Consider the following 24,376-nt stretch of genomic DNA (forward strand, 5'->3'; position numbering starts at 1 on the left):
AAATACTATGCGCTTGGGTATTCGCGGTACGCACGTTCTATATTTTTAGCCTGCTTTTTAGAAATACCTAAATGAGCAAGCGCTACACGTAAACGGGCGCGTGATAGGTCAGAGCCTAAAATTTCCATTGCATCAAGCACTGACGTACTTGATGTTTTGCCAGTAATTGCGACAAATATTGGCTCTAAAAAGTCTTTAATTTTTAACTCATGGAATGTTGCAACTTCTTTTGCGATTGCAAAAATAGCGGGTTTTTCAAAGCTACGCAAACCTTCAAGCTGCCATACAAAAAATTGTAGCGCTTGGCGAATTACGTTTTCGTCTGCTTTGCCGGCTGTTAATAACGCAGGATCGTAAATTGGAATTCCGCCTACAAAGTGCCCTGCTAGTTCAACCATATCCGACAGTGTATTAATACGTGTTTTAACTTCTGGTAATATTTTAGCGAGCATTTCGCCGTTAAACTTCCAATCAACAAAGCGCTGAATTAACTGTTCGTCGGTTAGGTTTTCGCGGATCCACATGCCGTTTAACCAGCTTAGTTTATCTACGTCAAATACCGGACCACCAAGCGATACACGCTTCATGTCAAAGTTTTCAATCATTTCATTAAGTGTGAATTTTTCACGCTCATCTGGCATTGACCAACCCATACGACCTAAGTAGTTAAGTACGGCTTCTGGCAGGTAACCCATTTCTTTATAGTAATTAATAGACGTTGGGTTTTTACGCTTAGACAGCTTTGATTTATCTGGGTTACGTAGTAATGGTAAGTGACCAAGTACTGGTGCTTCCCAACCAAAATCTTCATACAGTTTTAATAACTTAGGTGCTGAGTTAATCCACTCTTCACCACGGAAAATATGACTAATTTCCATGTGGTGGTCGTCAACTACGTTCGCTAAAAAGTACGTTGGGAAACCATCCGCTTTTAAAAGCACTTGCATGTCTACGTTTTCCCACGGGATCTCAATTTCATCACGTAGGTAGTCGTTAAACTTAAATGTGCCTTCGCTTGGGATTTTCATACGTATAACGTAAGGTTTGCCTTCAGCTAAGTTTGCTTTAATTTCTTCATCTGTATGGTTTAAACCACGGCCGTCGTATTTAGGGCGTAGGCCTTCTGCCATTTGCTCTTCACGCATTTGATCAAGCTCTTCGCTTGTTGCAAAGCAATAAAACGCTTTACCATCGTCAACTAACTGATGCGCGTACTTTTTATATAAATCGCTACGCTCAGATTGACGGTAAGGACCAAATTCGCCACCCACATCAGGACCATGATCCCACTCAAGCCCTAACCAACGTAGGCTATCCATAATCGCAAGTTCAGACTCTGGCGTGCTACGTACTTGGTCTGTATCTTCTATACGAAGTACAAATTCACCGCCTTGTTGTTTAGCAAAACAGTAGTTAAATAAGGCGATATAAGCGGTGCCAAGATGCGGGTCACCAGTTGGCGACGGGGCAACACGGGTGCGAATTGTCATGGTATATTCTCTTTAAATAAGTGAGATAGTAAAAGTGGTTTATGCAGCTACTTTGTTTAAATAAGCAATAATATCGTTTGATTCATACAGCCATTGTACTTGGCCATTTTGCTCTATACGCAGGCAAGGTACTTTAACTTTGCCACCTTGCTCTAGTAGCTCTTGACGATATTGCTCATTGTCTTTTGCATCACGCGTTTCTATGTTTAAGCCTTCGCGTTTAATGGCGCGACGTACTTTTACACAAAACGGGCATGCTTTAAATTGATACAGTTTAAATTGTGAGGTTTGCTGATCAAGCTGTGCTTGCTCGTCGCTTGCACGCTTTTTACTGCGAGGAGTAAATACAAAATTAAAGAATAAGATTATACAACCTAAAAACCAACGAACTAATTTCATGTTCTGTGCTCTGCTTACAACAATTTAAGGAGCCAGATTTTAGCACAAATTTACAATCAAAAAAGTGTAATACTCCGAGAATTACACTCAAGTAATTTAATTTACTAAAAGTGCTTCTATAGCAATACCATATCATCCCTATGAAGTACTTCTGCGCCACTATCGTAATCGAGTAATTGGCCTATTTGACTAGAGTGCGCACCCTTTATTTTATTTACCTCAACGCTACTAAATCGCGTTAAGCCCCGTGCAATCACTTGATTTTTTGCATCTATTAAATCAATTAAATCACCGCGTTCAAAACGTCCAAATGCATTAGTAACGCCTTTAGCGAGTAAACTTGCGCCTTTATTTTGAAGGGCGCCAATAGCACCTGTATCAATAACAATTTGACCGGTACTTTTAGGCCCGGCTAGTAACCATTTTTTACGGCCATCTTTTGGGGCGGTGAGTTTTAAAAAACGCGTGCCTGGTAACTCGTCACTCATACATTTTAAAATAACGTTTTTACCTGCACCTTTAGCAATAATAACTTCAACGCCTGCGCGCCTTGCAATATCGGCGGCNCCGCCGGTGCCTAAATTTGTGCCACTGCCACCAGCAAGTTGGCGCAGTTCATCGTTTATATGTGTTACTTCGCCAATGAGGGTGGCATCGGCGTTTGTACGCGGATCGCTGGTAAATAAGCCTTCTTGATCGGTAAGTAGCAATAATTTATTAGCATTAGCCAAAATAGCGACAAGCGCCGATAAATTATCGTTGTCGCCTACTTTTATTTCACTGGTAGCTACTGCGTCATTTTCGTTAATGATGGGTACAACGTCGTAATTTAATAACGCATTGAGTGTATCGCGGGCATTAAGGTAGCGCTCTCTGTCGTCTACATCAGCGCGAGTAAGCAGCATTTGTCCTACATTTATCCCATATAAACCAAACAAGCTCTGCCAAATATGAATAAGTTGACCTTGTCCAATTGCAGCAAGCATTTGTTTATCAATTAAGCTTCTGCCACAGGGTTTTAATAGCTGTTCACGCCCAGCAGCTACCGCGCCGCTCGAGACTAAAATAACGTGATGTCCCAGCTTTTTAAGCTCGCAGCATTGGCGTACTAATTCAACCATGTGCGCTTTATCTAGTTTATCGGTGCCGCCAGTAAGTACGCTTGTACCAAGCTTTACAACTATTACCTGTTCCCTTTGCATGTGCTTTTTACTAATCATTAATTAAAGATGAATTAATTTATACCAGCTCGGTATTTTTGAACAAGTTAAAAATATTCATGCTAGGATCTGATTTTATTAAATTATATAAATTACTCTCTATGCCTGCCAGTTTGTGTTTAATTATTGCCACCTTTTTATGGGGCAGCTCTTTTATAGCGCTTAAATATGCCATTGCCATTTACGACCCTGCCTTGGTAATATTTTTACGCATGCTCACCACGTTAGTTTTATCGCTTTGCTTATGGCGCTACGTTATTCGGTTTGAGTATTTAAAAGGTGATTGGAAGTATTTAGTGGGTATGTCGCTTGCTGAGCCTTGCTTGTACTTTTTATTTGAAGGCCATGCAATGGAATATACATCAGCCTCGCAGGCGGGTGTTATTGTGTCGTGCTTACCTATAATTATTGCCCTACTTGCCTTTGTATTACTTAAAGAATACATAAGTAAATCCATTGTGGTCGGTTTTACGCTGTGTATTGGCGGCAGTATTTTACTTACGCTTCTTTCACCAAATTCTGAGCAAGCACCAAATCCGTTACTGGGTAACTTTTTAGAGTTGATGGCTATGGTGTGTGCGGCATTTTATACCGTAAGTATTAAGCATTTAGCTAATCGCTATTCCCCCCTTACTTTAATTGCACTTCAAGGTATTAGCGGCAGCTTGTTTTTTGCACCTTTTTTGTTTTTTATCGACCTACCAAGCGAAAACCAACACGACTTAACCGCGCTTATGAGTATTTTATATTTAGGTTCGTGTGTAACCCTTGGCGGCTACGGCATGTACAATTATGCTATTAGCAAAGTATCGGTATTAACCGCGGCTGCATATTCTAATTTAATTCCTATTTTTACACTTATTTTGTCAGCTATTATTTTGGGCGAAGTGCTCAACGTGTGGCAATGGCTGAGCATATTTGTGGTATTTATTGGTGTAATGGTAAGCCAGCGCCATCAAGAACTTGTGGTTGATATACCGCTTAGTGAATCGGGCGAAGACATTTGCGCAGATACAAGCAATCTTAAATCAGTACCTGAGGCAAGCGAATCAAAAGGGTAACAGGTAAGCAAGTACAATCCAGGTGTTTGTAAAAAGTCATGTTGAGATTGATGAATAACCTCAATCCCCGTTACTTCATAGTTTTGTATCACCCCACTTTGCAATTGCAAAGTAAACGCCTCCCCCACTTTTGCGTTTTGTAAAAATGCAAAGTGGGTGTCGTTATGCCCTGCTATTAGCGCGCCTTTGTTGTTACCAAACTCTTTGCCACCAAGCGCCCCTGCGGGTAAAAATTGGCTTGGCGCAAATGCTAAGTTACGCCCGCTTGCTCCTGCCAATACACTTAAAGTTTTATTGTGGCTTGGCCAATTAAGCTTTGCAGTAACGTAACTGTCTGCGTAATACCACGGTTTTACTTTAGTGCCGGGTGATTTAAGCGCCTCTTGCCATGCTTGCTCAATTAACACTTGAGCAAGCCACGCTTTTGCCTGCATATAAGTGCCGTGCCCAAATAATCCAAGCCCAGCTATTAGTAAGCCCGCGCTTAGCCACTTTTTCATTTATGCTCCCTACTTAATTTAAGCCCTCGGTTTATTTTAAGCGCGCCAAATCCTAATAATAAAATACAGCCTAATACTATATGCAGCCTGCTTTGCCCATCGGTTTGTGGTAAACGCATTGCCATACCTTGCGGTACTACATTAGTAGCTTGCGCCGTTTGCTCTGCCACTTCTTTTATTTGAGTTTGTTCAATCGCTATAAAAGCAGTAAACGGGCTAAGTAATTGATGAGTAAGCGCAAGCCCCTGTACTTCATCTTTAACGGTACTTTGCTCGTTGTATAAAAGTAATGACTTAATTTTTTGGCGCGCCCACAGTTTTGCTATACCTTGAGCGCTTGAACTATTTTGTGTACTTAATCTAATACTTAAAGGCCCTTGTGCTGTTTGCCCAGCAAGTACCACACTTTTAGCATTATTAAGTTTTATAGCGACCATGATAGGCTCGCCAAAATATAAATCAGGTAGTGGTGATGGCCAAAAATCTAAGCTGTTACCGCTTTCATCGCTTAGCGCCAAATTAGTAATCGCTGGATGTGCAAGCTTGTCAAACAATTGCTGCATTTTAGGTTGCACCTCGCTTGTGCTGCCTATAAACGTAAATGAGCCTTTGCCTATATCTGCCGCTCGGCGCATAAAAAAGCTGTTAGGTGCGCTGCCAATACCCACTGTAAATAAACGGCTATCACCTAATTTACTTTGAATGTTTTTAAACAATGCGTCTTCATTACTTACGCTGCCATCGGTTAAAAATACAACTTGGCGTACAAAACCATCAAACTGGCTGCCATCAAGTACGGCATTAAGCGCACCTTGTATTTCTGTGCCGCCGTCGGCTTCTAGGCTATAAATAAATCGCTCTGCACGGCGTAAATTAAAGTCGCTGGCTATAAGTGGTTTATCGCTCATTGGAGTCACTATGTTATCAAAACCAATAATATTAAAACTGTCGTCGCTATCAAGTAATGACAGCGCATAAAACAAGGCTTTTTTAGCTTGCTCCATAGATTGCCCGTGCATAGAGCCTGACGTATCAACTACAAATACCATTTCGCGAGGTAATCGCTGAGTTTGTGTAAAGTGATCCCCCGGTGGCATTAGCATAGCAAGCCCGTATCGGTCACCATTTTCAAACTGCTGAGTAAAAAATGCGGCTTGAGCTTGCTCTTTTTGCAGCGGTTTAAACTCAAGTACAAAGTCGCGATCAACTGCATTTGTCTCATTTAACGCTATTTTATATTGCCCAAATGCGGTGTTTTGTACATCAACATTATGAAATTTAGAATTGATATCCACCAGTTCTAAGCCCACGTCTATATCAATGTTTAAGCTAAATTGGCTACTTGGTACGTTATCAGTTTGAGTGCTGTTTTGAATGCTGTAAACAGGGCTCAACCACCCAGTTGGGAACGGATTAACATGCGTTTGGTTTTGAGTATTAACTTCAACTTCACCACTAATCGCGTGATAACGCGGTGTAATGGTAGTAGGAAATCTAATAGCGAATGTACCGCTGTTGTAATCAATTATTTCTTGATACTCAAGCTCAATAATTACCAGCTCACCAGGACCAATATTCGCCACATTCGTAATAAACATATTGGCGCGTTGCTGGCGTACGAGTGCCGCTTGCTTGCCTGATTTTTTAGCCTCGTCGTATTTTTTTTCAGCCTCCACTTTTTTATCAATTTGGCCTTTAATAACTCGCTCACCTATACGCATCGTCATGGCATGTACGGCGCTTTCATCTGGCAATGGAAAAACGTAGCGCGCATTAACTGCAAACGGATTTTCGTTTTGATAGGTTTGCGTTACTACAACATGATTAATCAGGCCGGTTAAGGTCATATTGGCATCGCTTTTTAATATTATTGCTGGCCCTGCTGGCGCACCATTGCTATCAAAAAGCTCTAACTTGGGTGATTGCGCATGGCTTTTAAAGCTCGCTAACAGCACAATCACTATGAATATAAAAATGCTTACTTTAGTAAGCATTTTGGTTGGTTTACTCAATTTAAACATAAATCACTCCATCGAACGCTTAGCTTTACTTAGATTCAGTTAGGTTTAGTTACTCGCCGTTTGGCCATTTACACTATTCATTGAGCGAGTGGTAAGCGTTACGCGTCTATCAAAAAAGTTATCTTCCACCGTGTTGCTGTTAGCCAATGTTTGCTGCTCGCCAAATGCCTGCGTACTTAAGCGCTTGTGGCTCACACCGTGTTTTATTAAATAGCTTTGCACAGCATTTACACGTGCTTTAGAAAGTAAAAGATTTGCTTGCTCATCGCCGCGCTGATCGGCAAAGCCACTTAAATCAAGTGCGAGTTGTGGTTGGTTGTTTAACAAGGTAATGAGTTGATCTAACTGCAGCGCAAAATGCGGGGCAATAACACTTGAACCTGTTTTAAATTGTACCGTCATCGCCAATAAGTTATTAATTTGAACTTGAGTTAACTGCTCATTTTGATTGGCAAGCACTTCTAGCTGTTGCTCTAACATATTATTGTGGTTAAGCACGTGTTGGTAATCGCTGGTTTTTTCTTTCATAACCGTAATGGCACGCTCTTGCTCTGCAATTTTGTTATCAGCTACTTTTGAATCACCTATTAAGCCACCGGCAAATGCCCCAATAAACGCACCAATTGGCCCGCCCACTACGCCGCCAATAATAGCGCCTGCACCTAGCCCAATAGCCGTTTCTTTATGGGCTTCTTTTGATGGCGAGTTAGATGTTGAGGCAATTGCTGGAGTACAAAAACTAGCAACCAGTGTTAATGCAATTAATGTCTTCTTCATGATTTGATCCTTAAACTTACTTTTTAATTTGTGACGTTTTGTTTTGATGGCTGTATTAAAACAAGCTCAAGTGGCAATAAAGGGGATCAAAAATGGCAAACTGCTGAGCAATTGTGGCAAAAAAATGGCAATTGCCTTTTTAAGCGTACTTAGCTTAAAAACTTCGATATAGTGCACAGCAGAGCCGATAGGATAATGATTAAGATGAAAAAAATAGCCATCGTTGAAGATGAACCCGCAATCCGCGAAAACTACATAGAAATGCTGAGCGCACAGGGCTACCAAGTAAGTGGCTTTGCCGATCGCGCTTGCGCAGAAGCTGAATTTAAAAATGCCCTGCCCGATTTAGCCATTGTTGATATTGGCCTACGCCATGAAATAGATGGTGGTTTTTTACTGTGCCAAACATTGCGATCGCTTTCTAAAACACTGCCTATTATTTTTTTAACCGCCCGCGATAGCGAAATAGATACCGTATGCGGCCTGCGCATGGGCGCCGACGACTACCTAACAAAAGACATAAGCTTGGCTCACTTGGCTGCACGTATTGGTGCGCTGTTTCGCCGAATGGAAGCACTTGAGCAACCCGCTGATGCAAACGCACTCATAACACGCGGGCAATTAACGCTCGACACACAACGTATGCAGGTATTTTGGCAACAACAATTAGTTGATTTAACCGTAACCGAATTTTGGATGCTGCATTCACTCGCCCAGCGACCAGGCCATGTTAAAAGCCGTAACGAATTAATGAGCGATGCTAAAATTTATGTAGACGACAGCACCATTACTTCACACGTAAAACGTATCCGTAAAAAGTTTATAGCACTCGACAGCGCCTTTGATTGCATAGATACGGTGTATGGCATGGGCTATCGGTGGGAACAACACTAATGCTACGATTTGGTCTGCGCAGTAAATTTATATTACTTTCATGTTTTTTGTTTTTGCTGCCGTGGCTTGGCTACGAGTACGTATGGGAAATGGAAAAGTTTTTACGCCAAGGCCAAGAAAAAACCCTCGTAGGCACTACTCGCGCACTTGCTACTGCACTACATGAGCGCCCCGCATTATTTGACGAGCAAACCAACTTTTTAGACCAAGTAGTAAAAGGCCGCGATTTATACGCTTATAATCTTAAAAATCCTATTCAGCTCGACGGTAAACTTAACGATTGGGACAGCTACCAACCGCTATTTTGGCATTACGACAAGCGCTACTTACAAAAAACAGATAACAAACATCAAGCCAGTGACTTATCGTTTGATCATATGGTGGGAAAGTTTGATAACTACTTATACGCCGTATTTAAAGTCACCGACAATACCCTTATTTATCGCGCTAAAAATAGCTTAAGCATTACTAATAACGATTATTTACAAATTGGCCTAAAAACGCCTGACGGCCAGTTTAACACTTACATTATTGCGCCACGCCAAAACGGCTGGGTTAATGCGTTTGATGCAAAAACCAAAGCCCCTTTTACTAAAATCCAGGGCTATTTTGAAAGTACCGAATCTGGTTATAACGTAGAGCTGCGTTTTCCTATCAACATGCTGGGCAACAAACTTGGCTTTGCCATTGTTGATGTTGATAATAAAGAGGCGTTGTTAGAGCCTAAAATAATGTCGACCTCAAACTTAAATAACCCAAACGATTTAGGCTCGGTACTCGTACCTTCCCCAGAAATTAGCCGTATTTTAAAAGGCATGGGCCACAGTGGTAGCCGCATTTGGGTAGTTGATAACCATCATCGCGTACTTGCACAATCGGGTACTATTCAAAATGCAGATGGCGTATGGGCTGATGGGCTTACTAACCAAGCACCTAAAACTTGGTGGCAGCGCTTTGAGCAAAATTACTTACACCCAATTTACTATAAAATATTAACGCGCCCCGAAAATGAGTTTTTAGATACCCTGCACGATGTAGCTTCTATGCAGGGCACACATTTAGCTAAAGCATTAAAAGGGCAACCAGCATCGTCTTGGCGCTTAACTCCCGACAGCAAAGCTGTTATTTTATCGGCCGCTTACCCTATTTGGATCCAAGACCAAGTAATTGGTGCAGTAATAGCAGAGGAAACCACTAACGGCGTACGTACGCTACGTAATAAATCGCTCGAAAAACTGTTCAACGTTATTTTAGCCGTAATGCTAATTGGTACTGTCACCTTGTTCTTTTTTGCCTCGCGTATATCGAACCGAATTAGGCGACTGCGCGATACAGCTGAACAAGCAATTGATGCACAAGGGCGTGTTACCGGCAGTATTAATTACAGCGATGCTAACGATGAAATTGGCGATCTGTCTCGTAGTTTTTCAAACATTGTTAGTCGACTTGGTGGCTATACCGATTACTTAGAAAATATGTCGTCGCGATTATCACACGAGCTGCGCACGCCGGTTGCCGTAGTACGCTCGTCACTCGAGAACTTACAAAGCTTGCCGCAAAACGAGCTGAGCCAAAAATATCTCGATCGCGCCAGCGAAGGAGTTGAACGCTTAGGTAAAATAATAACCACCATGAGCGAAGCCACTCGCCTTGAACAAAGTATTCAAAGCAACGAACCTGAGCCTTTTGATTTACAAAAAGTAATAAATGGCTGCATGCAAGGCTATCAGCTTACTTACCCAAACCAGTTATTTACGCTTGATGTATGCCAAAACAAATTACCTATGCAAGGTGCACCGGAGTTTATAGCTCAGCTACTTGATAAGCTTATTAATAACGCGCTGGAGTTTAGTGAAGCCAATACGGCTATTAATGTAGGCCTTAAGCAGAGCGAAAATAAAGCAACATTAACAGTGAGTAATACAGGCCCCGCATTACCCGAAGGATTAACTGAGCATATTTTTGACTCTATGGTGTCGGTACGTAGCCAGCAAATGCAGCAACAGCCACATTTGGGGTTAGGTCTTTATATTGTAAGGCTGGTGTGCGACTACCATAAAGGCAGTGTAACAGCGCAAAATGACGAGCAAGGTGATGGTGTCGTATTTACCGTAACGCTGCCGTTAGTTACTGGCTAAGTCTGTATTTTTACCATTATATTTATAGCTACAGTCTTATATGCAAATAGTAAGTACACAATAAATTAAATTCAGCTGTATATTTTTAGTTAAAAATAGTTACTTTAATTTACCTTAACTCCATATAAATTAACAAATAAACCCCTCTCATCCCTCAAAACCTGCCAGTTACAATTTAGTACAACTTCAAATGTAACTATTCACTTTTAATTCAGTCGAATGACCATACCCTACATCATATTAAAGTATTAAATTGAAGGAATAATCATGAAACCATCACTAGAGCGTGAAGAACTAGACTTTATTTTTGACTTATACAGGCCCTCTAAAAAACCGGAGTCTGAAAATGTAAAACCTAAAAGTACAAACTACAAAGAACTAAGAAAGCACGACGCGACTAAAAACCAAGGCGTATCGCACTATTTAGTCTAATTTTATTGCGCTTGGGATTTCTCATGTTCTAAAAATGCTTTAATGCAGTTTATTTCTGCAAGTTTTACTTCTTCGCCTATTTCAGGGCCTTTTTTGCCATTTTTAAGTGCATTTTGCACTACTTGCTTCTTATCCATTTTTTGCAGTTCAGTATGAATTGCTCGCAGCTTAGCTGCTTGCGGATATGGCTTATCTACCAGTGTTTCACCACGCCCTTGTGCATCGCATTGGCATGCTTGGGTAAACGCTATAAAACGTTCTGGGTGTACCAACGCATTTAAGTTAGTCACTATTAGCTTGTGAATAGTTTGCGGCCTTAACTGATCAATCGTGTGGCAAAGGGTATGATTATCACTGGTGAGTACACCAACATCGCGAAAACGATTAGGCACTTTTAAGCGCTCACAAAACGCCTCAATAACTGCAACACCTTCGCGTTCGTGCCCACGTAGGTTTCCATACTTTTTAAAACTAAGCGCTTTTCCAAAATCATGGGTTAGTGCAGCAAAACGTGCTTCCAAGTTAAAGTTTAAATCGGCAGCACGCCTAAGTACCAGCATAGTATGTACAAATACATCCCCTTCAGGATGATGGTTTGCTGGTTGCGGTACATTAACCATGCGCTCAAGCTCTGGAAAAATACCTAAGCCTTGCAGTGCTTCAAAATAAAGCTCAGGGTACTTTTCACCCAGTGCTTTTTCGGTTTCAAGCCACACGCGCTCTGGTACTAAATGATTTAGCTCACCTTTATTTTTAAGCTCACGCATTAGTGCATACGTACTTGGGTGAATACGCCAATCACTGCCATAGCGCGCTAAAAAACGGGCAATACGCAGTACTCGAACAGGGTCTTCTACAAATGCCTCAGTGGTGTGGCGCAGTGTTTTATTTTGTAAGTCAGTTTGGCCATTAAACGGGTCAATAATATTACCGTGTTCATCAAGCGCCATTGAATTTATGGTTAAATCACGCCTTGCTAAATCTTCTTCTAGCGTTACAGTTGGGCTGGCATCAACCACAAAGCCAGTATAGCCTTTGCCACTTTTACGCTCCGTGCGCCCTAGTGCATATTCTTCTTTTGTTTTTGGGTGTAAGTAAACCGGAAAATCGCTACCTATTGGTACAAAACCTAGCGACTGCATTGTTTCTGGCGTTTCACCAATCACTACATAATCGTTATCTTTTGATTTTATATTTAGCAGCTTGTCGCGAACTGCCCCACCAACGAGGTAAACTTGTTTTAAGTTACTTTTCACTTTATTCCCATAAACATTAATAAAATTGTTTGATGTTAATCATAACATTAATTAAAAAATTCTGCGGTGTTTGCCAAGCTCAAGTAAGCTCATTACAATGGCGCATTATTTTCAGCTATAGCCTCACAATTAATGAAAAACCATTCATCAAAAAAAGAACTTATGTTACTACCCATTTTATTAATGGTTATTTTAATGTGTGTGGCGGGTCACTTTTTACTACAAGCAAATTTTCAAGACAGTAATATGGTTGAATACATGTTAGCAGCACTGCCGTTTGCTATGTTTGGATTGGTTATTGTGGCGTTTAAAATGGCGGCTAAAAGCGAAAAGGATGAACAAAACGAGCAGGACTCTTAATCCTGCTTTTTGGCTGATTTAAAGTACGTGGTAGCCAAACCAGTCTGGCTTTATCGGCTGCGATATACCGCTGGGCGTGAGTTTAATGTTTAGCTGGCTATCGAGTAAATCAATGGCAAAGCAATCGTCTACGTCATGTAAATCATCTTTATGAATACGGCTAAGGCCTGCAAGTAAATCGTTTTTAGCACGCTCTTTAGCTTCATGGCTACTGCTTGCAACATACAACGCAAAGTCGTGTTGCTCAGCCATAGAATCACTTCTGTAAGCGCCTAAATTTACAAAATAGAGTTGTTTATTTTGCTCCACATAGCTATCGACTACTTCTACTTTAAAGCCATCAATATGATTAATTGCCATGTAACTATCCATGTGAACACTACTTCTGTCGCCTACCCACTGGCTTTTTAACTTTGAGTAGGTTTGCTCTATATTCTCCCCAACTACAAAACGGATATCATGCATTTCAATGTGGCAACCTCGAATCCGGCCACCTAAATAAACCATAAATAACTGCATGCTTTTCCTTAACCTAAATTATCAACATCAATATTATGCTTTTTAATCAACTTATAAAAATCTGAGCGGTTACGTTTAGCAAGCTTAGCGCCTTCGGCTACGTTACCACCTGCCATTTTTAAAGTGTTAATTACATAGTCGCGCTCAAACTCTTTTTTAGCGTCGTTTAGTGATAATGGTTCTACATTTGTTTCGTTACTATTTAGCGCTGCTAACACTAAGTGCTCTGAAATAACATCGCTTGGCGTTAATGCTACAACCTGCTCTACTACGTTTTGTAGTTGGCGGATATTACCTGGCCAGTCGTAACGCACAAGCGCATGCATCGCATCGCTTGCAAAGTGTTTTTCAGTTTGCTTCATGCGCTTAGCAATGCTTGCACTAAAATGCTGTGCTAATAAGCTTATATCTTCGCGGCGCTCACACAGTGGCGGTAATTTTAAATTAACTACGTTTAAGCGATAGTATAAATCTTCTCTAAATTGCTGGCTTAAAATAGCTTCAGGAAGATTTTTATGTGTTGCCGATACAATACGTACATCAATTGCTATTTCTTCTTGAAAACCCACCGGGCGAATTGTTTTTTCTTGTAATACGCGCAGTAACTTAACCTGCAAGTTAAGTGGCATATCGCCTATCTCGTCTAAAAATAGCGTGCCGCCCTCAGCTTGCTGAAACAAACCTTGATGATCTTTAATTGCGCCCGTAAAAGAGCCTTTTTTATGACCAAATAATTCGGACTCTAAAAGCTCCCCTGGTACAGCGCCGCAGTTAATTGCAACGAAAGGGCCACCGCTTACATGACTATGCTGATGAATCGCCTGTGCGAGTAGCTCTTTACCTGTACCACTAGCCCCCGAAATCAATACATTTACTTGTGTTGGCCCAAGTAGTTTTACTTGCTCGAGCAAGTGAAGCATTGTGCCGCTACGCGTAACTATATTACTTTTTGGTGCGGCTTCATCAGCGTTAACACCGTGAATTTCTATCGCTTTAGCAAGGCTGTCAAATAGCTCATCTTTATCTACAGGTTTAGTTATAAATGCAAAAATGCCTTGCTTAGTTGCCTCTACTGCATCAGGAATTGAACCGTGTGCTGTCATCATAATGACAGGTAATGCAGGGTAGCGGCTTTGCAACTGACGATGCAGTGCCATGCCATCCATTTCATCCATACGCAAGTCGGTTATTACGGCGTCAAACACTTGGCCTTTAAGTATTTGTAGTGCGGTTAAGCCGCTTTCACAGGTCGTTACTTCGTATCCTTTTGATTCGATACGAATAGCGAGCAGTTTTAATAAGCTAGCGTCGTCGTCAACGAGTAATACTTTTGCACCTTGCACTTTAGTTGCTGCCATAGTTACTGCTCCTTAGTTTCTTCTCGTAGTAAAAGCTGCTGCTCAATTGTTGCTAACGATGAGAGGGTTTCTTGCATTTTATTGTTAAGTGCTTGCTGCTCTTTTTTAGCATTTATTTGCATAGTCACTTGCTGCTTTTGAAGCCATAAATATTGCTTTATATCATCTGGCCAAAAGTAAGCAAGATCGAGTTTTAGCAACTTAGTCATTACTGTATTTGGATCATCATTTATGTTTAAGCACATAAATTTAAAAAAGCGTTTAAGATCGTTTTCGCCTGTAAAAATATCTTTTTTTGGCACCAATTTAAATCCGCCACACTGATTAGCGTGCCATGCAATAACTTGCTCTGCTGGAGGGTAGCTAGGTTCTATTTTTGGTCTGGGTTTTGGGCTTGGTTTGCTGTTTTTGTCGTTTTTTATTTTAGTATCGACCACAGGTGCTGGTGTAATTGACACACGCTCTTCTTGCCCATTATTAATTTCACAACCAGATATAACCATGCTGCTACTGAGCACACATAAAATAGCGATTAAACGCAAGCGCATGTTAATTAACTCCTAGATTTTTTGTTATGGGAATTTTAATTGAAAACCGACAACCATGTGGCTCATTATGTTGAACAGTAAGTGTACCTCTTAGCTGTTCAACAGACTCTTTTACAATAGTTAAGCCCAGCCCACTGCCTTGCAGCGTAACATTTTTACTGTGTTTACCTTGATAAAATGCGCTGAAAATTTGAGTTTTTTCTTGCTCTTTAATACCGCACCCTCTATCGAGCACAGCGATACAAAGTTGATTTTGCTCAAGCGCTAAATTAATAGTAACGCTTTGCTTATCTTCTGAAAATTTTAAGCCATTTGAGATAAGCTGAATTAAAATCATCTCAATAAGCTCACTAGGTAAAGCAAGCGGTTCATTTGGTAAGTCATTTTTCCATTGCAGAGTCTGCTCACGCGCACTTAAGCGATGCTCAAAATGGCTATTTATTTTATTAATAAGGAGGCTAAATTCAACTTCGCTTAGGGTGTCTTTACTGGTACGAATCGCATTATAACTCAATAAACTATCAATCATTGTGCGAAGGCGCACCATAGATTGACTAATCAGTTCAAGTACCGCTTTTTGCTCACCTGTAATTGGGCCTACTATTTCATCAGTTAGTAAGTCAGTGCCTTCGACCATTGAAGCTAACGGCGTTTTTAGCTCATGGGTAACATGGCGTAAAAAAGTATCTTTTTGCTGCTCAAGCATATGTAGTTGCTCTTGCACCCACTGAAGCTTCTCTCCTAGCTCAACTAGCTCAGCGGAACCTTTAACTGATATTTTTTGCTGCCAATGTCCCTGTCCTAACTTATCAATAACCGTGGTTAACCCTTTTAGTCGCCCACTTATGCGCCATAAAAAACCACCACCTACAATTAAAGTAAGTGGAATAAGTGCCACCAGCCAGTTTATAAATGAGGCTTGCAAGCTTGTCAGCTCATTTTGGTTATTGGTAATTTGCGCTTCGTTTTTATCACGTAACCATAAAGTAAGTTCAGCGACTAAATCGCTCACTGGCACAAACAACTCAGCTTGTTGTTGTTTTTGCTCAACCAATTCAACATGCGCGGTTTGTAAGGTGGTATATAAGCGTTGCCATTGGTGGGTATAATCTTTATTCATGTTTACAAATTTAAGCTCATCAATGCTTTGCAGGGATGATTGCCATTTATCAACGATGAGTTTGTCGAGCGATTCACTTTTTAATACCCAGTTTTGCCTAGTGGCCCGCTCAAGACTGTTGAGTTCTTGTTTTAGAGTATTAAACGATTTAGTAACTTGGTAATTGTTACTCACAAGACTTTGAGTAATAGCTAATTGTTTGTTAAGCGCATTTAAAAATACAATCACCACTATAGAAAGCGGGAGCAACGAAAGCAGCATACTCATTGCAAATTGCCCGATTAAATTAGGCCGCCAGTTAAGCATTGCTTGGTATTTTTTAGCTACAGTTACTGGCATTGCGTTTAGTCCTTTTAAATTAAGCGTTCTATTATTAAGTGCTTACCTTATACACTAGCTGAACCAGCAATTATATTTAATACGATTAACAGCCAGTGCTACAAAAACAATGTGTCGCCAAATAGAGACAGCGTAAGCCATTGATTTTAAAAACATCTCTTTAATCTCGCTACATAGTGTTGCAAAAGACATACAAAAATTACAATAAAGCCCGTAAAAAATTCTCACTCCCCTCAAGTTAAAATGCTAAGCACTTGAAAATTAATAACAATTATTATTGGCATCATTTTTGTAATGCTGTTACTAACTTTAATCAATAAGGAAATAATTATGAACAAACGCATTTTAGTAGTTTCATCATTACTAGCTTTAGGCTTTTTAGGCGCTAACGCACACGCAATGGACGTTCACGCGACTTTTAACGAGCTTGATAAAGACAGTAACGGTACATTAAGTGAAGCCGAAGCAGGTGAAGATGCCGTTTTACATGAGAATTTTTCTCAAATTGATACGAATCAAGATGGGCAATTGTCGCTAGATGAATTCAAAAAATTTATTCAATAAACTCATTTAATAAGGAACGTGATTATGAAACAACTTATAGCCGCTTTTTCATTAATGTTTTTAGCAATTAGTGCCACCGTAATTGCATCCCCAACAAACGTGCGCTTTGCTCATTTAGATAAAGATATGGATGGACAAATATCAATTGTAGAAGCAAAGGAAGACAAAGAAGTAATGAGACAATTTGCCGACTTAGATGAAGACGGTGATGAAAAAGTCTCAAAAAAAGAATTTGAAAGCTTTAAACCTTAATCAGTAATTACTGATTAAGGTTTACTTAAGCTTGTTACAGGTAGACTGAGCTTAAAAGCATTTGCCATAATCCCTGAGGGAGTGTGTAAAAGGATTTAATGTTGGGAGTTAAATTACGGCAAGTGCTTTTTCCTTTTTACTTTGTTTTAGTCACGAACTTTTAATACATCTTTTGGAAGGAACACCATGAAGATACTTCCCCTTGTTATAAGCATTTTAATGCTATTAAGTTTTGATGCCGCGGCACTTGATGTAAAGCAACGCTTTGATCACCTAGATAGCGACAAAAGTGGCTATTTAACACACGACGAACTTGATCCCCAACCACAACTTTTAAACACCTTTGTAAAATGGGACAAAAACCAAGATAACCAAATTTCGCTAGTCGAATTTAAAAGTTATCTAACTAACAACCTTTACTAAGTGATTTGTATGAAAAGTATTAGCTATATAACGCTGCTGGCGTTTAGTATTTTTAGCACATTTAGTTTTGCCGCAAGTAACGATATTGCAAAGCAATTTAAAAAGCTAGATAGGAACAAAGATGGTTTCTTATCACGTTCAGAAACCGCTATAGATCCGGCTTTGTGGTCACGGTTCTCAAGCTACGATAGTGATAAAGATGGCAAGTTAGCACTAAATGAATATGGCTTATATGCAAGTAAGTAGTTTTATAGCTAGGTAAACAAGCACCTAGCTTATTATATTTATATCTATTAATTACGTTCAGGCTTTATTTTTAGAACAATGCGCCAAATACTCTGCATCAGTAGATTTTGGGCTCACCATAAAATCCATTTTGAGATAAGTTAGAATAGGTTGCTTACTCGTATTTTCAGTTGTCGCTTTCCAGCGCCATAAACCCAAAGCAGCAGCTGCATTATTATCAAACACACCCTCAGGGTAGGATGCAATAACCTTATACCCTTGGGCTTCACCTTGTGAATTAATTAACATAGCAAGCTCAACACAACCTGAAATACTTTTCTTAGCAGCTTCTATCGGATATCGCGGCTCTACTCTTTTAGCAACATCCCAGTATTCACCTGCCTTACTTCGCAGTTCAGGACTCGATAAATCAATAAAACTCGGCATTTCATCGTTTACTTGTTGATCAGACGTTGAGCCACAGGCTGTTAGCATCATGCTCAACGGGAATAATAAATAGAGAGCTTTCACAGTATTTCCTTATTCTTGATGCTTATTTAGTTATTTGTAATATCCGTATTAAACTCATACCCATCAGATTTTATAAAGGTTCGATCTAAAACGTTACACACACTTAAAGTAACTTTAGAGTGAGGTAAATAAGTACTTTGTTCAAACCTTATAATCTTTCCCGTTACTTGAAATGTTTCATCAGTAGGAGGTTTTTTTTATTTTACCTGTTACTTGAAATGTTTCGCCAGCCGGACAATTTTTTAAATATTTTTTACCTACTGGCATTGAATCAATCATGAAATCAATTCTGATATGAGTAAGTACAGGTTGTTTAGCTACATTTACGTTAGTAGGTAGCCAGGCCCATGTATTTAAAGATTGCGCTGCGGCTTCATCAAATAACCCCTTAGGGTATGAAGAAGTTACTTTATATCCTTGCGCCTTACCCTCAGAATTAATAATAGTCATGAGTTCTACACAACCAGCAAGACCTTTTTTTGCAGCAGCTATTGGATATCGTGGTTCTGTTCTTGTGGAAATATTCCAATAGTCTTTCACCCTGTCGCGCAGCTCAACACTTGATAAATCTATATAATCGCGTATTTCAGCATTTGATACATCAGTATGGTTTAGCTTTTCTACACTTTTATCTGCAGTAGGTGTCGATCCACATGCCGCAAGTAATGAAGTTAATGGGAGTAATAAATAGAGGGCTTTCATAGCGTTTCCTTATGCTTTATTGATTGTTTTACATACTAAATAACTACATCAATTACCTATTTTGTAAACAGTTAATATAGAGAAAAGCCTTAAAATGAGGTCTATCAATTCATTGGTATTATAAAATCAAGTTTGTTAATGTAAGTAAATTAACAATAAAAATTAAGTAACTATGCCACTCAAAAAAATAATCAAACCACTCATACTAGCCAGCCTTTGCGCTAGTTCTAGTTACACTCTCGCACAAACAAAAGTAATTTATAACGCCAATGGTTATACCCCTTTATACAAAGGTGAAGTACAGCAGTTTTCTACCCTCGTTATTAAAAATGGCAAGGTAGTTAAGCTCGGTAGCGAAACACTTAAAGATAGCTACCCAGATGCCAAGCTAATTGACGCGCACGGTAATACCTTATTACCTGGCTTAATTGATGCTCATGGGCACGTTATTGGCCTAGGAGATAATTTATCGCAACTTGACGTACGCGGCGCAAAATCGGTAGATGAAGTAACAAATAAACTAAAAGTATTTGCCGATAACAAACAAGGTTGGATTATAGGGCGAGGTTGGAACCAAGAGCTTTGGGCTGATACACGCTTTCCTACGGCTAAAGATTTAGACAAAGTAGTGAGCGATCGACCTGTGGTTCTTTCGCGGGTTGATAGTCACGCCATTTGGGTTAATTCAAAAGCGCTCGAACTTGCTGGGATTAACGCCCAAACAAAAGCGCCCGAAGGCGGTGAAATAATTAAAGACGAATTTGGTAATCCTACAGGTATTTTTGTAGATAAAGCAGAATCGCTAATTACCCAGCATATGCCAGCCCCTTCAAAGCAAGATATAAGTGACTCACTAGATGCAGCAGGTAAGCATTTATTAAGTTTAGGCATTACCTCTACTCACGATGCAGGTATTGATAAAGCCACATGGGAGGTTTACAAAGAGCGCGGCGACCTTGGTAATTTACCGCTACGTATTGTGGCAATGTTAAGTGGTGCAAGCCCTGATTTAGATACAATGTTAAAGGCAGGCCGATACCACGACAAAAATGACTTTATGGAAATTCGCAGTGTTAAAGTTTACGCAGATGGCGCACTTGGCTCTCGCGGAGCTGCTCTGATTGAAGAATACGCAGACAGACCTGGTCACCATGGTTTAATGCTTGAAACACAAGAAAAACTCGAAGCGCTCTTTACACAAAGCTTTAAAAGCGGCTTTAGCGCAAATACCCACGCCATTGGCGATAAAGCAAATAAAGTAGTACTTGATGCCTATCAAAATGTGTTTAAAAAAACGGGCGGTATATTACTACGTAACCGAATAGAGCACGCACAAATTGTAACGCCTGAGGATATCCCTCGCTTTAAAGCGTTAAAAATAATCCCTTCAATGCAGCCAGTACATGCCACTTCTGATATGCATATGGCAGAGCAACGCTTAACTGAAAAACAATTAAGCGGAGCCTACGCTTGGCAAACATTTTTAAAGCAAGGATCGGTTGTGGCAGCAGGGTCTGATTACCCTGTAGAGCTTGCAAATCCATTTGATGGTTTGTATTCAGCCATTACACGCATGGATCATAACAAACTACCTGAAAACGGCTGGCGCGCAAGTGAACTACTAAGCCGCGAAGATGCATTACGTGCATTTACTCTCGGTGGCGCTTATTCAGCTCATCAAGAATTTAAGGTGGGTAGTTTAGAAAAAGGTAAATGGGCCGACTTTATTTTAATTGATAAAGACTACTTTAAGGTGCCTGTTGACGAGATATACAAAACAAACGTCCTGCAAACATGGGTAGCGGGAATAAAACGGTACGAAAAAACCAAAACAGAAAATACTATCGATAAATAAAACCAAAAAGGGTTAACGCAAGTTAACCCTTTTAGTTTGCTATGATAAAACATGTTTAGCTAAACATGTTTTTCACATCTTTTAGCATATCGTTGTATTCATCACTTGTGAATAATTGCATTGACGGTATTACACCTTTATCTATATATGTTTGCAGCGCTGCTGACTTATCAGAAACCTGTAATGTTCCCTCTAAAATAGCGCCTACTCGAATAAAGTCTACGTAACTAACTTTATCAGGTTTGTAACTTGGATCTGCCCAGCTTAGAGCTACATCAACAAACTCTTTAGGAAACTCCCACGCTTGCATGATGGATGAGCCAATTTTTCCACTCAGTTTTTGAATTGCGTGAGCTAAAAAGCTTGGATTAGCAAACACTTCAGGGTGGCGCTCAGCTTCAGTTAAAATTGGTAATACACCAATATTATAAACAAGTGCAGCTAATGTAATTGAATCACGATTTAATGAAGTGTGTTTATTGTTTTTTAAGTAAAACTCCATGAGTGTTATTGAATGGCTAGCAACGGTTAATGTTTTTTGCCAAGCCTTACCCATGTAGCCTTTAATCAGCTCATTGTTTGATACAAATAATTGCTCCATGGCCATGGCCGTTGCAATATTTTTAATTTGGCGCAACCCAATACGAGTCACCGCTTGTTGTAAATTAGATACTTTTACAGAACGTCCCATAATCGCACTATTAGCTACTTTTATCATACGAGCTGAAAGCGCTGGGTCTTGTGAGATTACATCTGACATTTGCATTAAGTTCACATCAGGGTTATCTGCAGCTTGTCGAACCTTAATCGCAACTTCAGGTAGCGTTGGTAAAACCAAAGTATCGTTATTTATTCTATCGACTAGAATCGTTAATAAAGCGTTTTCTGTAGACATAAAGCTGCCGTCCTTTTGTGTTCAGCCTGTAAATTAACTGCAAACTCAGGCAGTTAATTTTCGTATTAGTAATATAATTAGTATTGTCTAACTTACCGATAAAGTTAAGGAAATTATAGAAGTTTATTTTTATTTATAATGCTTTACCGCTCATGCTTGCCTTACAACGCCAAATACTTGCTATTTACTATTTAGTTTTGCTTTAATGCACTCACGATAAGGAAGCGTTTGTACATATTTAGTTATTTAACTAAGCAGTACAAGTTATTAAACTTACTTTTTTAACAGGCAATATAATGATCTTAAATAAAATTAGCCAAGCAATTATGCTCTCAGGTGTCGTTTTTCTTAGTGCATGTTCTGAACAAGCACCGTCTTCTACCGACAATACAGCCGTAGAGCTTGCTCAAAAAAGCAGTGCACAATCAGGCCCTGAGCTTATTAATACAGATAAACAACGTTTAGATATTTATACCGACTTTAGCCTAGAGGCTGACCTTTCGCATTTGAGTGATAACCAAAAAGCGATGGTGTCTAAGCTTATTGATGCTTCAAAAATAATGGACGAGTTATTTTGGAAGCAATCTTTTGGTGAGAATAGAGATGCGTTTTTAGCAAAACTCAATGATGAAAAAGTCCGTAAATTTGCCGATATTAACTACGGTCCATGGGATCGCTTAAATGGCGATGAAGCATTTTTATCTAGCTATAAAGAAAAACCTCTTGGTGCACAGTTTTACCCTGCCGACATAACTAAAGAAGAGTTAAATAATGCAGACGTTGAAGACAAAACAGGGCTTTACTCTGTAATCAAGCGTGATGAGCAAGGCAAACTTTATAGCGTACCTTACTCTAAAGAATACGCTGTTGAGCTTGCAAAAGCCGCTGACCTTTTACGTGAAGCAAGTAAACTTGCTGACGATAAAGAATTCGCTAATTACCTAAATCTACGTGCTGATGCCCTACAAAAAGATGATTTTCAAGTGTCTGATTTTGCGTGGATGGATATGAAAAACAACCCTGTAGATGTGGTTATTGGCCCAATTGAAACTTATGAAGATCAATTATTTGGTTACCGCGCAGCGTATGAATCTTACGTACTAATTAAAGATTTAAAATGGAGCGAGCGTTTAGCTAAATTTGCAGCTTTTTTACCTGAGCTTCAAAAAGACTTACCTGTTGATGCTAAGTACAAACAAGAAGTACCGGGTTCTGACGCAGACCTAAATGCATATGATGTTGTTTATTACGCTGGGCATTCAAACGCGGGTAGTAAAACAATTGCAATTAACTTACCAAACGATGAGCAAGTGCAACTAGAAAAAGGGACTCGTCGTCTGCAACTTAAAAATGCGATGCGAGCCAAGTTTGATAAAATTTTAGTGCCAATTTCAGAACAATTAATTGTACCTGAGCAGCGTAAACACATTACCTTTAACGCATTTTTTGCCAATACTATGTTTCATGAAGTGGCACATGGCTTAGGTATTAAAAATACACTTACGGGTAAAGGTACTGTTCGCCAATCACTACAAGAACACGCAAGTGCACTTGAAGAAGGTAAAGCCGATATTTTAGGTCTCTATATGGTTGAACAGTTACTTAATAAAGGCGAAATTACTGAAGGCACCCTTGAGGATTACTACACAACGTTTATGACCGGTATATTCCGCTCAGTTCGCTTTGGTGCATCAAGCGCACACGGTAAAGCCAACATGATTCGTTTTAACTTTTTTGCACAAGAAGGCGCATTTTCTAAAAATGACGAGGGTTTATACCGCGTAAACATGGAAAAAATGAGCATTGCAATGGCCAAGCTTTCTCGTCTAATTTTAACCTTACAAGGTGATGGCGACTACGAAAAAGTAGATCAACTAATCGCAACGCATGGCGATATTAAAGAAGAACTAGCTAAAGACTTAGAAAAACTAAGTAAAGCAAATATCCCTGTAGATGTAACGTTTAAACAAGGTAAAGAAGTACTAGGGCTTAAATAAGTTTAGTCAAACTTAGCTAAACCCTAAATAAGCGTTGCAGCTTAAAACTGCAGCGCTTTTTTTATCTCTGTAATTTGTACATCTGTATACGGCACTGCTGGGTGCTTACCCCAAATTGGCGCAGGCCAAGCTGCATCACTCGTAAAGCGTGCAATATGGTGAATATGTAATTGCGGCACCATATTACCCAAAGCAGCTATGTTTAACTTATCAGGGCTAAACACATCCATTAATAATTTACTTAGCTTGGCTGACTCTTTTAAATACACAATTTGATCACTCTCAGATAAATCAATTACCTCTCTTAAGTCAGCCTGCCTTGGTACTAATACAAACCACGGATACTGACTATCGTTTAATAAAAGTACTTTACACAGCGGCCAATCTGCAAGTTCTATACAGTCGCGCTTAAGCTCTGGCGCAAGTTCAAATTTAGGGTTCGTCATTGTTATATCCTACTTTGTCTTTAATAATCGCCACTTTATAGCATTTAGTTGCAG

Annotated in this window: 26 protein-coding genes; 11 read left to right on the plus strand and 15 right to left on the minus strand. The window is 39.8% G+C overall.

The genetic code is table 11. The annotated features are described in order from the left end of the window. Positions 1-5 precede the first annotated feature (5 nt). The 3 genes from gltX to proB all read right to left on the minus strand — a co-directional run bounded on the left by gltX (position 6) and on the right by proB (position 3,091). Complete coding sequence (gene gltX / locus L656_RS0106945; RefSeq protein WP_024598644.1) at positions 6-1,490, minus strand: glutamate--tRNA ligase; 1,485 nt, start codon at positions 1,488-1,490, stop codon at positions 6-8. Between the two features lie 39 nt (positions 1,491-1,529). Next, positions 1,530-1,889 (minus strand): glutaredoxin family protein, encoded by a 360-nt coding sequence (locus tag L656_RS0106950; RefSeq protein WP_007581591.1) that lies wholly within the window; start codon positions 1,887-1,889, stop codon positions 1,530-1,532. Between the two features lie 116 nt (positions 1,890-2,005). Beyond that, positions 2,006-3,091, minus strand: coding sequence for a glutamate 5-kinase (proB, locus tag L656_RS0106955; protein WP_024598645.1), 1,086 nt, complete (start codon positions 3,089-3,091; stop codon positions 2,006-2,008). 119 nt (positions 3,092-3,210) lie between these two features. On the opposite strand from proB, the gene L656_RS0106960 reads away from it, so the two are divergent. Further along, positions 3,211-4,170: a DMT family transporter gene (locus tag L656_RS0106960; RefSeq protein WP_024598646.1), complete on the plus strand. Its 960-nt coding sequence runs from the start codon at positions 3,211-3,213 to the stop codon at positions 4,168-4,170. Here the strand turns inward: L656_RS0106960 and L656_RS1000000122750 are convergent. The 3 genes from L656_RS1000000122750 to pdsO are packed head-to-tail and all read right to left on the minus strand — an operon-like array spanning position 4,065 to position 7,468. Continuing rightward, the gene (locus L656_RS1000000122750) at positions 4,065-4,670 is read right to left on the minus strand and encodes a class GN sortase (RefSeq protein WP_076915761.1); all 606 of its coding nucleotides are present in this window, start codon (positions 4,668-4,670) and stop codon (positions 4,065-4,067) included. The genes L656_RS0106960 and L656_RS1000000122750 overlap by 106 nt on opposite strands. Next, positions 4,667-6,691: a marine proteobacterial sortase target protein gene (locus tag L656_RS0106975; protein ID WP_029750670.1), complete on the minus strand. Its 2,025-nt coding sequence runs from the start codon at positions 6,689-6,691 to the stop codon at positions 4,667-4,669. The genes L656_RS1000000122750 and L656_RS0106975 overlap by 4 nt, the downstream gene beginning before the upstream one ends. 45 nt (positions 6,692-6,736) lie before the next feature. After that, positions 6,737-7,468, minus strand: coding sequence for a sortase-associated OmpA-like protein PdsO (gene pdsO, locus L656_RS0106980; RefSeq protein WP_024598648.1), 732 nt, complete (start codon positions 7,466-7,468; stop codon positions 6,737-6,739). Positions 7,469-7,672: 204 nt separating this feature from the next. Here pdsO and pdsR point away from each other — a divergent pair, with 204 nt between their 5' ends. The 3 genes from pdsR to L656_RS1000000123255 all read left to right on the plus strand — a co-directional run bounded on the left by pdsR (position 7,673) and on the right by L656_RS1000000123255 (position 10,932). Next, the gene (gene pdsR / locus L656_RS0106990; protein WP_024598649.1) at positions 7,673-8,362 is read left to right on the plus strand and encodes a proteobacterial dedicated sortase system response regulator; all 690 of its coding nucleotides are present in this window, start codon (positions 7,673-7,675) and stop codon (positions 8,360-8,362) included. Then, a complete protein-coding gene (gene pdsS, locus L656_RS0106995; RefSeq protein WP_024598650.1) occupies positions 8,362-10,500 on the plus strand; it encodes a proteobacterial dedicated sortase system histidine kinase in 2,139 nt (712 codons plus the stop codon). The genes pdsR and pdsS overlap by 1 nt, the downstream gene beginning before the upstream one ends. Before the next feature lie 267 nt (positions 10,501-10,767). Next, positions 10,768-10,932, plus strand: coding sequence for a hypothetical protein (locus L656_RS1000000123255; RefSeq protein ID WP_007581574.1), 165 nt, complete (start codon positions 10,768-10,770; stop codon positions 10,930-10,932). A gap of 2 nt (positions 10,933-10,934) precedes the next feature. Here the strand turns inward: L656_RS1000000123255 and L656_RS0107005 are convergent, their stop codons facing one another. Then, complete coding sequence (locus tag L656_RS0107005) at positions 10,935-12,188, minus strand: multifunctional CCA addition/repair protein (protein WP_024598651.1); 1,254 nt, start codon at positions 12,186-12,188, stop codon at positions 10,935-10,937. A 132-nt stretch (positions 12,189-12,320) separates the two neighbouring features. Between L656_RS0107005 and L656_RS0107010 the strand changes: the two genes are divergently transcribed. Further along, a complete protein-coding gene (locus L656_RS0107010; RefSeq protein ID WP_024598652.1) occupies positions 12,321-12,548 on the plus strand; it encodes a hypothetical protein in 228 nt (75 codons plus the stop codon). Between the two features lie 18 nt (positions 12,549-12,566). Here L656_RS0107010 and L656_RS0107015 read toward each other — a convergent pair whose 3' ends face one another. From L656_RS0107015 to L656_RS0107030, 4 genes are read right to left on the minus strand one after another with little or no spacing between them, the layout of a single operon-like run. Continuing rightward, the gene (locus L656_RS0107015) at positions 12,567-13,067 is read right to left on the minus strand and encodes a DUF1543 domain-containing protein (protein WP_024598653.1); all 501 of its coding nucleotides are present in this window, start codon (positions 13,065-13,067) and stop codon (positions 12,567-12,569) included. Between the two features lie 8 nt (positions 13,068-13,075). Then, a complete protein-coding gene (locus tag L656_RS0107020; RefSeq protein WP_024598654.1) occupies positions 13,076-14,425 on the minus strand; it encodes a sigma 54-interacting transcriptional regulator in 1,350 nt (449 codons plus the stop codon). Between the two features lie 2 nt (positions 14,426-14,427). Further along, complete coding sequence (locus L656_RS0107025) at positions 14,428-14,973, minus strand: hypothetical protein (protein ID WP_024598655.1); 546 nt, start codon at positions 14,971-14,973, stop codon at positions 14,428-14,430. A gap of 1 nt (position 14,974) precedes the next feature. Beyond that, complete coding sequence (locus L656_RS0107030) at positions 14,975-16,432, minus strand: sensor histidine kinase (RefSeq protein ID WP_024598656.1); 1,458 nt, start codon at positions 16,430-16,432, stop codon at positions 14,975-14,977. A gap of 330 nt (positions 16,433-16,762) precedes the next feature. Here L656_RS0107030 and L656_RS0107035 point away from each other — a divergent pair, with 330 nt between their 5' ends. The 4 genes from L656_RS0107035 to L656_RS0107050 all read left to right on the plus strand — a co-directional run bounded on the left by L656_RS0107035 (position 16,763) and on the right by L656_RS0107050 (position 17,917). Then, complete coding sequence (locus tag L656_RS0107035) at positions 16,763-16,996, plus strand: EF-hand domain-containing protein (protein WP_024598657.1); 234 nt, start codon at positions 16,763-16,765, stop codon at positions 16,994-16,996. Between the two features lie 24 nt (positions 16,997-17,020). Next, entirely contained in the window at positions 17,021-17,248 is a 228-nt protein-coding gene (locus L656_RS0107040; RefSeq protein ID WP_007581559.1) for a hypothetical protein, read from the plus strand. Positions 17,249-17,434: 186 nt separating this feature from the next. Further along, a complete protein-coding gene (locus tag L656_RS0107045) occupies positions 17,435-17,671 on the plus strand; it encodes a calcium dependent protein (protein ID WP_024598658.1) in 237 nt (78 codons plus the stop codon). 9 nt (positions 17,672-17,680) lie between these two features. Continuing rightward, positions 17,681-17,917, plus strand: a complete 237-nt coding sequence (locus tag L656_RS0107050) for a calcium-binding protein (protein ID WP_024598659.1) — start codon at positions 17,681-17,683, stop codon at positions 17,915-17,917. A 57-nt stretch (positions 17,918-17,974) separates the two neighbouring features. On the opposite strand, the gene L656_RS0107055 is transcribed toward L656_RS0107050, so the two are convergent. Together L656_RS0107055 and L656_RS0107060 are read right to left on the minus strand one after the other, a co-directional pair. Then, positions 17,975-18,427 (minus strand): energy transducer TonB, encoded by a 453-nt coding sequence (locus L656_RS0107055; protein ID WP_024598660.1) that lies wholly within the window; start codon positions 18,425-18,427, stop codon positions 17,975-17,977. 180 nt (positions 18,428-18,607) lie between these two features. Next, a complete protein-coding gene (locus L656_RS0107060; protein ID WP_024598661.1) occupies positions 18,608-19,129 on the minus strand; it encodes an energy transducer TonB in 522 nt (173 codons plus the stop codon). Between the two features lie 172 nt (positions 19,130-19,301). Here L656_RS0107060 and L656_RS0107065 point away from each other — a divergent pair, with 172 nt between their 5' ends. After that, positions 19,302-20,984: an amidohydrolase gene (locus L656_RS0107065; protein WP_024598662.1), complete on the plus strand. Its 1,683-nt coding sequence runs from the start codon at positions 19,302-19,304 to the stop codon at positions 20,982-20,984. Between the two features lie 55 nt (positions 20,985-21,039). Here the strand turns inward: L656_RS0107065 and L656_RS0107070 are convergent, their stop codons facing one another. After that, complete coding sequence (locus L656_RS0107070; protein ID WP_024590070.1) at positions 21,040-21,879, minus strand: HDOD domain-containing protein; 840 nt, start codon at positions 21,877-21,879, stop codon at positions 21,040-21,042. Positions 21,880-22,175: 296 nt separating this feature from the next. On the opposite strand from L656_RS0107070, the gene L656_RS0107075 reads away from it, so the two are divergent. Continuing rightward, entirely contained in the window at positions 22,176-23,876 is a 1,701-nt protein-coding gene (locus L656_RS0107075; RefSeq protein ID WP_024598663.1) for a dipeptidyl-peptidase 3 family protein, read from the plus strand. Positions 23,877-23,917: 41 nt separating this feature from the next. Here L656_RS0107075 and L656_RS0107080 read toward each other — a convergent pair whose 3' ends face one another. Next, positions 23,918-24,322, minus strand: coding sequence for an HIT domain-containing protein (locus L656_RS0107080; protein ID WP_024598664.1), 405 nt, complete (start codon positions 24,320-24,322; stop codon positions 23,918-23,920). Between the last annotated feature and the right edge of the window lie 54 nt (positions 24,323-24,376).

This window comes from Pseudoalteromonas sp. TAE56 (genome assembly GCF_000497955.1).
Classification (GTDB): Bacteria; Pseudomonadota; Gammaproteobacteria; order Enterobacterales; family Alteromonadaceae; genus Pseudoalteromonas.